The 13,658-nt window shown below is 30.2% G+C and carries 10 protein-coding genes; all 10 read left to right on the forward strand.

What is annotated here, in order from left to right; all coding sequences use genetic code 11:
* Positions 1–46 precede the first annotated feature (46 nt).
* The 10 genes from ACHRVL_RS02405 to ACHRVL_RS02450 all read left to right on the forward strand — a co-directional run bounded on the left by ACHRVL_RS02405 (position 47) and on the right by ACHRVL_RS02450 (position 13,587).
* A complete protein-coding gene (locus ACHRVL_RS02405; RefSeq protein ID WP_395410054.1) occupies positions 47–1,774 on the forward strand; it encodes an N-6 DNA methylase in 1,728 nt (575 codons plus the stop codon).
* Positions 1,774–2,961 carry a PD-(D/E)XK nuclease family protein gene (locus ACHRVL_RS02410; RefSeq protein WP_395410056.1) on the forward strand — a complete coding sequence of 396 codons (1,188 nt, stop codon included), beginning with the start codon at positions 1,774–1,776 and terminating at the stop codon, positions 2,959–2,961. The genes ACHRVL_RS02405 and ACHRVL_RS02410 overlap by 1 nt, the downstream gene beginning before the upstream one ends.
* A complete protein-coding gene (locus ACHRVL_RS02415) occupies positions 2,958–4,298 on the forward strand; it encodes a restriction endonuclease subunit S (protein ID WP_395410058.1) in 1,341 nt (446 codons plus the stop codon). Before ACHRVL_RS02410 ends, ACHRVL_RS02415 begins: the two co-directional genes overlap by 4 nt.
* 6 nt (positions 4,299–4,304) lie before the next feature.
* Positions 4,305–4,862 carry a hypothetical protein gene (locus ACHRVL_RS02420; RefSeq protein WP_395410060.1) on the forward strand — a complete coding sequence of 186 codons (558 nt, stop codon included), beginning with the start codon at positions 4,305–4,307 and terminating at the stop codon, positions 4,860–4,862.
* Positions 4,834–5,496: a hypothetical protein gene (locus tag ACHRVL_RS02425; protein WP_395410061.1), complete on the forward strand. Its 663-nt coding sequence runs from the start codon at positions 4,834–4,836 to the stop codon at positions 5,494–5,496. The genes ACHRVL_RS02420 and ACHRVL_RS02425 overlap by 29 nt, the downstream gene beginning before the upstream one ends.
* Positions 5,497–5,501: 5 nt before the next feature.
* Entirely contained in the window at positions 5,502–7,022 is a 1,521-nt protein-coding gene (locus tag ACHRVL_RS02430; protein WP_395410062.1) for an RNA-binding domain-containing protein, read from the forward strand.
* 436 nt (positions 7,023–7,458) lie between these two features.
* Entirely contained in the window at positions 7,459–10,491 is a 3,033-nt protein-coding gene (locus ACHRVL_RS02435) for a type I restriction endonuclease subunit R (protein WP_395410065.1), read from the forward strand.
* Between the two features lie 205 nt (positions 10,492–10,696).
* The gene (locus tag ACHRVL_RS02440; RefSeq protein WP_395410066.1) at positions 10,697–10,903 is read left to right on the forward strand and encodes a hypothetical protein; all 207 of its coding nucleotides are present in this window, start codon (positions 10,697–10,699) and stop codon (positions 10,901–10,903) included.
* A 109-nt stretch (positions 10,904–11,012) separates the two neighbouring features.
* Positions 11,013–11,537: a hypothetical protein gene (locus tag ACHRVL_RS02445; protein ID WP_395410068.1), complete on the forward strand. Its 525-nt coding sequence runs from the start codon at positions 11,013–11,015 to the stop codon at positions 11,535–11,537.
* A gap of 19 nt (positions 11,538–11,556) precedes the next feature.
* Complete coding sequence (locus ACHRVL_RS02450; protein WP_395410069.1) at positions 11,557–13,587, forward strand: hypothetical protein; 2,031 nt, start codon at positions 11,557–11,559, stop codon at positions 13,585–13,587.
* The last annotated feature ends 71 nt before the right edge of the window (positions 13,588–13,658 follow it).

The raw sequence follows: 13,658 nt of genomic DNA on the forward strand, positions 1-13,658 counted from the left end.
ATCAATGTATAAATGAACGTTAAAACTATTTCAATCCAAAACAAAAATGAAGAACGTTAAAGAATCAGCAAATTTTATATGGGCGATTGCAGACTTGCTAAGAGGTGACTACAGACAAAGTGATTATGGAAAAGTGATACTTCCACTAACAGTATTAAGAAGATTAGATTGCGTTTTAGAGGGCACAAAAGACACTGTATTAAAGAAATATGACCAATTAAAAACAAGTGGAATTGAAGACTTAGACATCTTGCTGAATAAAGCTTCAGGATTTAAATTCCATAATCATAGTAATTTTACGTTTGACAAACTCGTTGCCGACCCTAATAATATTGCCTTAAACTTAAGAAACTACATCAACGGATTTTCTGAAGATGCAAGAGAAATCATTGAGCAGTTTGAGTTTGAAAACCAAATAAACAAAATGGATGATGCCAATTTATTGTTTATTGTGGTAAAGCGTTTCCAGGAAATTGACCTTCACCCAAACCGTATTTCAAGTATGGAAATGGGTTATATGTTTGAAGAATTGATTCGAAAATTTGCTGAGATTTCAAACGAAACAGCTGGAGAGCATTTTACGCCCCGTGAAGTAATCAAATTGATGGTGAACATCTTATTCTTGAACGACAGAGATATTTTAACCAAAAAAGGAATTACCAAGACAATTTATGATTGCTGTGCCGGTACTGGCGGTATGTTGTCTGTAGCCGAAGAGTATCTAAATGAGCTAAATCCAGATGCACGATTGGAAGTTTTTGGACAAGAATTAAATCCAGAATCGTATGCAATATGCAAATCAGATTTATTGATTAAAGGACAAAATGCATCTAATATTAAAAAAGGTAATTCGATTTCTGAAGACAAACTATCCAACGAAAAATTTGATTATTTAATTACCAACCCACCTTTTGGGGTGAAATGGGAAAAATACGCTAAATCTGTAAAAGCAGAACATGAGCAACAAGGTCATGGCGGAAGATTTGGAGCTGGACTACCATCAGTTAGTGATGGTTCGTTTTTGTTTTTGATGCACCTAATGTCTAAAATGAAACATCCTGAAGAAGGTGGTTCTCGTCTTGCATTAGTTTTCAATGGTTCTCCTTTATTCTCTGGTTCTCCTAGTAAAACTAAAAACGAAAGCAGTATTCGTCAATGGATTATCGAAAACGACCTGCTAGAAGCAGTAATTGCACTACCTAACCAATTGTTTTATAATACTGGAATCTCAACTTATGTTTGGGTAATATCTAATAATAAACCTAAGGAACGTAAAGGAAAAGTTCAGCTGATAAATGCGGTTGATTTCTTTAAGAAAATGAGTAAATCATTAGGCAATAAACGAAATGAAATAACCAAAAAACAGATTGCGGAGATTACCGAAATCTATGGTAATTTCAAACCCAACGAATACTCTAAAATATTCAATAACAAGGATTTTGGTTATGCAAAAGTCACAGTAGAAAGACCAGAACGCAGTGCGAAAGGTGAAGTAGTTACCGATAAAAAAGGAAATCCTAAACCCGATTCTTCTTTGCGAGACACCGAGAATATTCCGTTGACGATGAATTTTGAAGAATACATGCAAAAAGAAGTATTACCTCACATTCCTGATGCTTGGATAGACGAGAGCAAAACTAATATTGGTTATGAAGTGAATTTTACCAAATATTTCTACCAATACAAACCTTTACGTTCTTTAGAAGAAATCAGAAACGATATTTTGGCTATTGGGCAAGAAACAGACGGTTTACTTAAAGAAGTTATAGGGTAATGATAGTATTAGAAGAACAGATTGAGAGTATAGCAATACGTTTGCCTAATTTGCCATCGAAAGCTAAAAAAAACCTTTACGATATTTTAGGAGTTCAAAGAAAAGAAACTATAAATTCAAGGATTTTAGCGTATTTTTTAGACCCAAATGAAGAACATCAATTTCATAATTTATTTTTTGACTCATTGAAAGAGCTTATCAATGAAAAAAAACACGATGGAGCAAATGTTGATTTAGAAAGTTTTGACGGTAATTTTAGAATTATTACGGAAGACCAAACTTTTCATGCAGAAGATGAAAATCAAAAACAAAAAAGAATTGATTTAAGTATTGAAGGGGAAAATTGGTGCATCATTATAGAGAATAAAATAAATCACATTCTCAATAATCCCTTAGAAACATATTGGGTACATGCTGAAAAAAAGTTTGGTTCAAATGTTTTAGGTGTTGTTTTGTCTATTCGTGAACATACTCGAAAAGAATGTGTTATCAATGATAAAATCAAATACATAAATATTACCCACAAGGAACTAATTAACAGAGTTCAAAAGAATTTAATTTTTGGTTCAAAAACAAATGAGACTAGTCTTTTATATCTAAAAGAATATATTAAAAATATTGAATCGCATTATAAATCAATAATTGATGAGCCCAAAATGAATGAAGTTGTAAAAGGAATCGTTAAACAAGGCGAAAACACACGAGCAATTTTAGAAAAAGTTGATAACGCTATAAAATTCCTTGACTCTGAAATAATAGAAGTATTTGAATCCTACGATTTTTATAAAGATAAAATATGGTTTAAAAATAACGATTTACATGAAGATATTTATTTTTGGGTACATGATTCCAAAACTATACTTTTAAATAATTCACTTTGGTTTTGTTTTGAAACCAGAAACCAAACCGATAGAAACCTCGATAAAACTAAATTAAAAAGTTTATATCAAGATTTCAATTTAATCGATTCAAGAATTAAATGTGGTAATCAAGATAACTCCAAGAGCAGAACTCATATTGCCATATTTTCGGAACACAATTTTATAAAGGAAGGAGAAAGTTTTAAAGAAGCTTTTACCAAAGTGTTAGATAAATTCTTTATGAATAAAGAATCTGGGATTGTATATAAAACAGTTAAGTATATAAATGATACTTTAGAAACTTCTACTAACTCATTATTACCATGATGAATACATACGATAAATACAAAGATTCTGGTATTGAATGGATAGGTAAAATCCCTGAACATTGGAATTTAAAAAAAATAAAACATACAACTTACGTTAAAGGCAGGATTGGCTGGAAAGGATTACGTTCAGATGAATTTCTAGAACTATCAGATAGCTATGTGGTTACAGGAACTGATTTTAAAAATGGGAGAATAAAATGGGAAACGTGTTATCAAGTCCCTCTTGATAGATATGAAGATGACCCTTTTATTAAGTTAAAGAATGAGGATTTACTTATTACTAAAGATGGAACAATTGGAAAGATTGCACTCGTTAGAGATATGCCTAAAATAGCTACTTTAAATAGTGGTGTTTTTTTGACAAGACCATATAACGGCGAATACAGCCAAGAATTTATGTATTGGATACTATTTTCAGAAGTTTTTAAAACTTTTTATGATTATAATAAATCTGGTTCAACTATACAACATTTATATCAAAATGTCTTTAATGAGTTTGAATATCCTTTTCCTCCACTATCAGAACAAAACAAAATCGCCAAATACCTAATACACAAAACCACTCAAATAAATACTTTAATTGCTAAAAAAGAACAGTTCATTACTTTGTTACAAGAAGAACGCACTGCACTAATTAACCAAGCCGTTATCAAAGGTTTAAACCCAAAGGTAAAAATGAAAAATTCAAGTATTGAATGGTTGGGAGAAATTCCTAAGCATTGGGAAGTGATTTTATTTAAGAGAGTAATTGCAAGAATTAAAGATGGCACACATGGCACCTTTCAAAGATTACCAGAAGGTTATCCTTTTTTAAGTGCTAAAAACGTTTATAACGATGGCTTAAAAATTTCTGAAACAGAAAGTTTGATTAGTGAAAAAGACTTTATAGAAATAACAAAAAATGGATTTCCTAAAAAAAATGATTTATTAATAACTTGTGTAGGAACAATAGGTAGAACCTTTGTTTATGACAAAGAGGAATCAATTGCTTTTCAAAGAAGTGTTACATTCATCCGATTTAATGAAAATATGAATCCTCACTATTATAAATTTTATGTACAATCGTCTATTTATCAAAACTTACTAATCAGTTTAGCTAAAACAAGTGCTCAAAGTGGAATTTACATGAATGATTTAATGAATACGTATGCTTTAAAAGTTCCCTTGAATGAACAAACTAAAATAGCAGAATTTCTAAAAACCAAAACATCAGAAATAGATAAAATCATATTAAAAGCTCAACAAGAAATCGAGTTATTAAAAGAATACAAAACAGCTTTGATTAGTGAGGTTATTACAGGTAAAGTCGATGTAAGAAATGTTATTTTGAATTAGATGAAGATGGATAAAAAAGTAAACTTATCAGAATATATACATCCAAAAACGGAAATTTTGTTCGTTGCATTAAATGTACCTGAAAATTCAAATAAGAATGCTCATTGGTTTACTAATAATTTATCATTTTGGAATTTATTATTTCGCTCAGGAATAATAACCCAACCTATTTTAAATAAATTGGAAGGTGATGAAACGGTTTTTGGCTGTACGAAGATAAATTTTAAAAATTGGTCAATTGGAGTTACTGACCTTAATAGAAAAATAGTTAAAGCCAAAAGCATAAATGTAGAAGTTACCTCAAAAGATGTGAAGCGAATTATGGACATCTTAAAAATAAGAGAAGTTTCAAAATTATGCTTAATGCATAGTAAGGTAGGAGAAGCTTTTAGAAATTTTGCCTCAGAAATTCAATTTAACAGTAACAGATACCGAAAAATTGGTCAATGGAAAAATACAGAAATATTTGAAGTTCCATTTCATAATGCTTCGATAGCAGACAAGGAAAAATATTATACAATGCTAATTCAGAAATATGGAAGCGTTAATAAAAAGGGTGAATGATATTATAGAAATTTGTTGGGGAAGTTTTTCGGCAAAAATTGGTTGTGGATTAATCGAAATCAACAAGGAAGCTTCAATGCAATTGAACTTTGCTTACCTTCTTAAAAATACAATTGATTTAGCCATTCATCATGAAGATGAAAAAATTATAATAGAACTAGAAACTACTATACCTATTAACGGTAAAACTAAAGAATGTGATATTGTAATTAAAATTGAAAAAGCAGATAATATCTTTTATCTTCCAATTGAAATGAAGTGTTATAAAGAATTTGCATCCAGTGGTGGGAAACGTGGAGCTTTAGATATTTTTTTTAAAGATGTTCATGCTGATATAGAATTACTCGAATCGTATTCAAAAAAAGAAAATTTCCTGAAGGGGATAATGTTAGTAATGACAGATTTTAAAAATGCTGTTTTTCCTGTAAAAAAGAATGGGAAATATTGGGATTATGATATTTCCCACGGAAGTGAGATTTCAGGAAGTGTTATAAAAAATACAGCAATTGGAGGCTTTGAAGTAAGTATTCAAATAGACGGTAATTACAGTTTCAATTGGAAAGAATTTACTGGTTTTTATTTTTTAAAATTAGAAACTGATTCAAAATTAACAGATACAATTCATTTAATTTAATATATATGAGTTTATTAGTCAACATAGAAGATTTGCTTTCGGGAGCTATTGTCGAAGGTTCTCGCATGGAGTTTAAACAAGGCTGGAATCCAACTCCTATAATGCGAACTGTTTGTGCTTTTGCCAATGATTTCGAAAATGAAGGAAGCGGTTATATTATTGTTGGTGTTGAAGAAAAAGACGGTAAACCAATTAGGCCGGTACTAGGGTTTGACCCAAATTTATTCGAAACTGTCCAAAGGGATATGATAAATTATTGCAATCAAATTCAACCTACTTATTTTCCTGTGCTTTCTTTAGAAGAAATTGACGGCAAACATGTTTTAGCAATATGGGTTTCGGCAGGAACTAATCGCCCTTACAAAGTACCCGACGATGTTTTATCTAGAACCAAAACGTATCATTACCGCATACGTCAATATTCCAGTACTATAGTCCCAAGTCAAGAACAAGAAATAGAATTAATACAACTTACGGCAAAAATCCCGTTTGATGATAGAGTAAACCAACAAGCTAAAATCAGTGATTTAAGCTTTGCTTTGATGCGTGAGCATTTGGAAAAAACGAGGAGCAAACTTTTTGATGAAAGTGCTAGAATGAGTGTGGAAGAGTTGGCACAGCAAATGAACTTAAGTCAAGGCGCCAATGAACATTTGTTTCCAAAAAATGTAGGATTACTGATGTTTAGTTCAGCTCCTCAAAAATATTTTAAAGGAGCAAAAATTGATTTGGTGGAATTTCCCGAAGGAGTTGATGGTAAAAACTTTAATGAGATAACATTTGAAGGTACAATTCAACAACAATTAATTGATGTATTATCTTATTTCAAATCAAATATCATAAAAGAAAAAATCACAAAGTTTAGTGATAGAGAACAATCAGACAGAGTCTATAATTATCCTTATGAAGCAATAGAAGAAGCTTTATCTAATGCTGTTTATCATAGAAATTACGAACTACAAGACCCGATAGAAGTACGTATATTACCTGATGCAATTGAAATAATTAGCTATAGTGGCGCTGACCCATCATTAAAACAAAGAGACTTTACAAGAGGTATCGTAAGAGCCAGAAGATATAGAAATAGAAGGATTGGTGAGTTTTTAAAAGAATTAAGGCTAACAGAAGGAAGAGCTACGGGTATTCCTACTATTACTAGAGCATTACGTGAAAATGGGTCACCAAAACCGAAATTCGATACTGATGAACCTGATAGAAGATATTTTATAATTGAAATACCAATACATCCTGTATTTACAGTAGACTCTGATATTCCAGAAGAAGCTATAACACCACAATCAATTAAAATATTAGAATATTGTAAAGTATCTAAATCTAGAGCGGAGATATTAGATTATATCGGCATTACCAATCAGACGAAAAATTTCAACACCAATGTATTGCCTTTACTTGAACAAGACTTGATTGAATATACTATTAAAGATAGCCCGAAAGATAGAAATCAAAAATATATCACTACAGAGAAAGGTAACGTATTATTATCTTCATTAGAAAAAGGCAATTAATAGAAGTCACTAAGAAAGGTACTCGAAGAAACGGACAACGAAAAACAAAGTACACTCGAGAACATAACCGTGAAAGAAACTAACGAAGGTAACTAACGAAGGTAACTAAGAAAGTAACCAAGAAAGATGATTAAGAAGAAACGGAGCAACGAAAAGCAAAACATACTCGAGAAGATAACCGTAAAGAAACTAACGAAGGTAACTAAGAAAGTAACTAAGAAGACAATTAAGAAGAAACGGAGCAACGAAAAGCAAAGCATACTCGAGAAGATAACCGTGAAAGAAACTAACGAAGGTAACTAAGAAAGTAACTAAGAAGACAATTAAGAAGAAACGGAGCAACAAAAAGCAAAGCATACTCGAGAAGATAACCGTGAAAGAAACTAAAAGAAGGTAACCAAGAAGAAACTAAGAAACGTTTAGCATAATAAAAACTATGGCAAAAGGAATACATACAGAACTAACTTTTGAAAGAGCAATTGAAGAAGCTTTACTAAAAAATGGTGGTTATACTAAAGGATTCTCAGAAGATTTTGATGCACAAACAGGATTATTCCCTAGATATATAATCAATTTCTTAAAAGAATCTCAACCACTTTTATGGAGTAAAATTGCCAATATTCATAAAGACGAAGTTGATAAAAAAGTAATTTCTCGCTTAATCAAAGAAATTGAACTTCGTGGTATTCTAGATGTTATTCGTAATGGTTTTACTGACTATGGAGTAAAGTTTCAAATGGCTTATTTTAAGCCGGAAAGCACACTTAATCCAGATGCTGAAGCACTATATAATACTAATAGCCTATCTGTTACCAGACAGGTTTATTACGAGCGTGTAGGTAAAAATTCACTTGATATGGTTTTGTCTCTAAACGGCTTGCCAGTTGCAACAATAGAGCTTAAAAATCAGTTTTCTGGACAATCTGTAGAAAATGCCAAAAAACAATATGTATATGACCGAGAACCAAACGAGCCTATCTTTCAATTTAAGAAAAGAAGTTTAGTTCATTTCGCTGTTGATGCAGATGAATGTTTTATGACTACCAAATTAGATGGAAATCGCACAAGATATTTACCTTTTAACTTAGGATACAATAATGGTGCTGGGAATCCAGTAAATAAAGAAGGTTATCGTACTTCCTATTTGTGGGACAAACTTCCCAATGGAAATGCTGGAGTTTGGACAAAAAATAGCTTCATGGATATTATTGGTAAATTCTTGCATTTAAGTGTGGAAGAATTTGAATTGAATGGTGTAAAAAAGAAGAAGGAAACTATTATTTTTCCTCGTTTTCATCAAATGCAAGTTGTTCGAAAAGCAACTGAAGATGCTAGATTCCATGGAGCAGGAAAAAATTATCTTATTCAACATTCTGCTGGTTCAGGAAAATCAAATTCAATTGCTTGGCTAAGCTATCGTTTATCAAGTTTACATGATGAAAACAATATTCGAATTTTTGATTCAGTTATTGTAATCACTGACCGTAAAGTATTGGATTCACAATTACAAAACACTATTTATCAGTTTGAACATAAAGAAGGTGTTGTTCATAAAATAGATAAAGACTCTCAACAGTTGGCAGATGCCTTAACTGCTGGCTCCAATATCATCATAACGACACTACAAAAGTTTCCGTTTATATTAGAAAAAATTGGCGAAATTCCAGCTAGAAAGTATGCAGTCATTATTGATGAAGCTCACTCTTCACAAGGCGGTGAAGCAACTAAGAAATTAAAAGAAGTTTTATCTGCAAAATCGCTAGAACAAGCTGAAAAGGATGAAGCTTACTCTGGTTTAGAAGAAGATGCAGAAGACGAAATCAGAAAATCAATGTTAGCTCGTGGTAAACAAGATAACTTAAGCTTCTTTGGTTTTACAGCAACTCCTAAACCAAAAACAATTGAAGTATTTGGAGTAAAAGGAAGCAATGGAAAACCTGAGCCATTTCATTTGTATTCGATGAAACAAGCGATTGAAGAAGGATTTATTCTCGATGTGTTGAAGAATTATACCACTTACAAAACATATTTCAAATTATCCAAAGAAATAGAAGATGACCCTAAAGTAAATAAGAAAAAAGCGACCAGGGCAATCGGACGTTTTATGTCATTGCATCCGCACAATCTAGCTCAAAAAACCGAAGTGATGGTAGAACACTTTAGACAAGTGGTTTCAAAAAAGATTGGAGGAAAAGCCAAAGCAATGGTTGTAAGTAGTTCAAGACTTCATGCCGTACGCTACAAAGAAGAATTTGATAAATACATTTCAGATAAAGGATATAAAGATGTAAAAACCATAGTTGCATTTTCAGGTAAAGTAATGCATGATTCTTCACCTGAAGGAGTAACGGAAGTAGAATTAAATGGTTTCTCTGAAAAAATGTTGCCAAAGAAATTTGCATCCGATGAATACCAATTATTGTTAGTTGCTGATAAATATCAGACAGGATTTGACCAACCTTTATTGCATACAATGTATGTAGATAAGAAATTATCTGGAGTTAAAGCAGTACAAACATTATCCAGATTAAACAGAATGTGTGCTGGTAAAGAAGATACTTTTGTACTTGATTTTGCCAATGATACAGATGATATTTTAGATTCATTTCAACCGTATTATGAAGCAACATCAATCGTAGAAAATTCAGACCCTAATCATTTATATGACTTAAAAGCACAAATAGATTCGTCACAAATAATTTGGCAATCTGAAGTTGATAATTTTTGCAACGTATATTTTAAATCAGTTAAAACACTTACTGTTTCAGACCAAAAGAAATTATATTCTTTTATTGACCCAGCCATAGAACGATTTAAAAAATTACCACAAGAACATTCAAAAGAGAACACCATTGGTACAGAGATAACCCAAGAAGATTTAAAAAACACTTTGCAAGTTTTTACTAGAACGTATTCGTTTTTAACTCAAATCATGCCTTTTTCAGATATAGATTTAGAAAAACTGTTTACTTACACTCGCTACTTAATAAAGAAATTGCCTCGAACCAATCAAGATGAAAAATTTAAATTAGGTGACGAAGTTTCTTTAGAATATTACAGACTTCAAAAAATTGCCGAGAACAATATCGTAATGGAAGACCGAGCTGTTTATGAATTAGAAGGCGGTGGTTCGGCCGGAATAAGAATGACTCAAGAGGAAGAAACTGCTTTGTCTGAAATTATCAATGTATTAAACAAAAGATTCGGAACAGAATTCAGCACCGCTGATAAGCTATATTTTGACCAGATTTATGAAGAATTAATAGCAGACGATAATCTGGCTCTTCAAGCTCAATCTAATACTATGGAAAATTTCAAATTTGGATTTGAAGACAAATTTTTAGACACAACCATAAGCAGAATGGAACAAAATCAAGATATTTTCACCAAAATGATGAATGATAAAGAATTTGGAAATATAGTAAAGAATTATATGTTGAAGAAGGTATATCAACAGTTTAGAAGGTAAAAACCTTATATTTAAAATTTATAATAGTCAAAAAATGAAAATAGATTGCATTACCGAATATAAAACGATAATAGACAAAATATATAATTCTAACATTATAAAGGAGCAGTGGTTAGTGGACTCTACAGATAGATTTAAAATAACTAAGCATAAAGATGGAAATTATCCAGCAATAATTACAGTAAGTGGCTTTCGTACAGAGTGATTGGATAATCGTAAAGATTGGCACGAAAGTATTATCAAAAATTTTCCAGACAGAGAATGGTTTCATTTAGAATGGAATTCAAATAGATTTCCGTTCGATAAAAAGTTTATAACTAATATGCCTGAAATTAAAGAATTCGAGGTGAAAGAAAAAAAATCAAAATGGCTTAAATATCTAAAAAACGGCATTTTGCATTATCCGCAATAAACCATAAAACATATTTAATAAAATAAAAATGATTAACTTTAGATTATATAATAATATATCTTATAGTGCACTATAAAATAATTACATTTGCAAACTTTTACAACTCATTATGAATAAAAATTTAGCATTTGAATATTTTGTTTCTAGACTGCTTGAATGGTATCAAGAAGTTATTGAAGACAGTAAAAATAATGATTTCAGTACTTTAAAAGTACTAAAATTATTATTTTTTGCTTCTGCAGTTGGAACTGAAAAAGGTCAAAACAACACCTTGCTTGATGCTCCTTTTAATACATTTTATGCCATGCCTTATGGTCATGTTGAAAGTGACATATATAGTATAATACGAAATAATCAACTTCCTAATTTAAAAATAACAAATTCTTCTGCAACTTTTGTAAATATCATTAACTATCCTGACGGAGACTTAAAAAACAAAATTGATTTTTCTATTCAAAAATTAAAACAAGAGAATATCAAACTAATAACTATGAGCCCTTTTGAGCTCGTAGAATTAAGCCATACTTGGTATTCTTGGAAATTCTACATTACTAAAGCTCGAAATAAGGGAGCATACAGTGAACTAATTCCAAACGAAATCATTAAATCTGAACAAAAATTTTTCCATTTGTAATTTTAGAGTTTAATTATTTATGGAAAATTACATTAACCAGATTCTTTCAAGTATTGATGATTTTGAACAAAAATATAAAGACTTTAATTCATTAGATAGAGAATTAAGTCCCATTGAAGAAACGGAAGATACCCAAAGAGCTGAAGATACTATAGAAATTCCAGAAACTATAACTACTGAAGAGGCTCAAACAACTCTAGAAGCTACTACTGAAGATGGTCAGGAAACCGAAGAAACTCGAAAAGCCGAAGAACTAAAAAATGAGATATTTTTACAAGAAATTGAAAAATCAACAATAGAAATTATAAAATTATTTTGCTATTCATTACTTTCAGGAGAATATGTATCTGTTAAAAACTTAATAGAAAGTCTAAATTTAGTTGATGAAAAAGTAAAAACCTCAATAACAAATACAGATTTTTTATCCGACGATATTCAAACCAAAATATTTGAATATTCTTCCGCAATAAATATAGTAGTTGGAGGGTATAAAATTTTTACACAAGATATATCTAATAAATATTCTTCAGACAGAATAGACTTCCTCTTTTCTGAAAACAATCGATTTGAAAGTATTCTAAAAGAAAGTAATCTGTCGGAAAAACTTGATTCTATTACGGATTATTTCTTTTGCTTATTAGGAGTCAATCATATTGACCATTGTCCTTCTAATGAAAATGATTATATAACGAATTTATTTGATTTAGAAAAAAGAATAACAAACCTTAAAACACAAGAGTTTAGCGACTTAACCAAAGATGTTTTAGTTAAAATTAAGTTTTTACAACATAAATGGAAACAAAGAAAAGTTAGCGAAAATCCTAGTGCTCATCTTTACTTGTCTGACGGGAGTATAAAAGCGGTTGAAGATTTTAAGGATGAAAATGAAAAATTAAAAGAGTGGTGCGAAATTATTCAGACTCAATATGAGCTTATTTCTAGAAGTTGGGTTCATACTTTAGAATCTAGAATAAAGCCATATAAAAATAGCAAGTTAGATGATTTAAATGTTTTACAACTTCATCAACTTATAAAATACTATAAGGACGTTAAGCCTAATTATACTAAGCTTCATGAAATTTCTAATTTTTTTGAAAATAAAATACAAGAAAACTTAAGCAACTACAACCAATATGTAAATATAATTGGAACTAATTATTCATTGAATAATTCTTTCTCTCTTTTTTTAATAGACAACAAAGATAATCGTGCAATAAAAAACAAATATATTGAAGTCAAAAAGAGAATAAAAGGAGAAATAAACAACTTTTTTCCTGAATACAAGTATCTTAATTACATCACAGATTTTTTAATCCGTAAAATAAATGATGAAGATAAAATTCAATTCATTAAAACATATGATGAAATAATTAAAGGGCATTGTAAAGAAGAATTTGACTCATATTTTTTAAAAAAAGAATGGTCAAAACTAAATTTTAATTATGTCTTTATTTTACCTTTCGAAGAGTCTTTAGTTCCCTCTTCTGTTAGAGGTCTTGATAACATTTTTTATGCTTCTTCTTTTGTATTACCTCCTTCAAACAATCAAATTGAAAATGACTATGTAAAAGTAAAAGAAGATTATGACAAATTAATCCTATTTGTAGATACTGGTAAATATTTTAAAAAGGAAATTCAAAAAATAGAAGAATTAAACAAAGAGCTTGATAAAAAAGATTTTAAATCAATTGAAATTATAAGCATTTTTACGGCTATAATAACTTTTGTATTATCATCAATTCCAACATACAAATTCGTTTCTAGTGTCTATGAAGCACTTTTATTTATGTTATCATTAGCTACTGCATTAGCTATCTTTATTACTTTAATTTTGTTTTCAACCAGAGACTTATATAAAAAATGGGTCGCATATATCCCTGTTACTTTATTAATCTTTGTTTGTTTTATAGGCTTCAATACTCTTACAAATTTTGAAAAAAAAGAGTATAAAATAGACCGAGCAACTAATAAAAAGCTCGATTCTATTTCAATTGTAAAAGTCGATTCTATTTTAAAAGTTAAGGATATAAAAATCAAATATCAGAAATAACAGGGAATTTTAACTTATAAATTAGTCCTTTTGTATATTTAATATACTTATCAATAGTTTATAAGCATAAG

The organism is Flavobacterium sp. FlaQc-28, from assembly GCF_044007415.1.
GTDB lineage: Bacteria > Bacteroidota > Bacteroidia > Flavobacteriales > Flavobacteriaceae > Flavobacterium.

What these genes read in the sequence shown, in the direction of transcription:
- ACHRVL_RS02420 (WP_395410060.1), top strand. Translation starts at nt 4,305, where the DNA reads ATGGATAAAAAAGTAAACTTATCAGAATATATACATCCAAAAACGGAA.
- ACHRVL_RS02445 (WP_395410068.1), top strand. Translation starts at nt 11,013, where the DNA reads ATGAATAAAAATTTAGCATTTGAATATTTTGTTTCTAGACTGCTTGAA.
- ACHRVL_RS02435 (WP_395410065.1), top strand. Translation starts at nt 7,459, where the DNA reads ATGGCAAAAGGAATACATACAGAACTAACTTTTGAAAGAGCAATTGAA.
- ACHRVL_RS02410 (WP_395410056.1), top strand. Translation starts at nt 1,774, where the DNA reads ATGATAGTATTAGAAGAACAGATTGAGAGTATAGCAATACGTTTGCCT.
- ACHRVL_RS02405 (WP_395410054.1), top strand. Translation starts at nt 47, where the DNA reads ATGAAGAACGTTAAAGAATCAGCAAATTTTATATGGGCGATTGCAGAC.
- ACHRVL_RS02415 (WP_395410058.1), top strand. Translation starts at nt 2,958, where the DNA reads ATGATGAATACATACGATAAATACAAAGATTCTGGTATTGAATGGATA.
- ACHRVL_RS02430 (WP_395410062.1), top strand. Translation starts at nt 5,502, where the DNA reads ATGAGTTTATTAGTCAACATAGAAGATTTGCTTTCGGGAGCTATTGTC.
- ACHRVL_RS02425 (WP_395410061.1), top strand. Translation starts at nt 4,834, where the DNA reads ATGGAAGCGTTAATAAAAAGGGTGAATGATATTATAGAAATTTGTTGG.
- ACHRVL_RS02450 (WP_395410069.1), top strand. Translation starts at nt 11,557, where the DNA reads ATGGAAAATTACATTAACCAGATTCTTTCAAGTATTGATGATTTTGAA.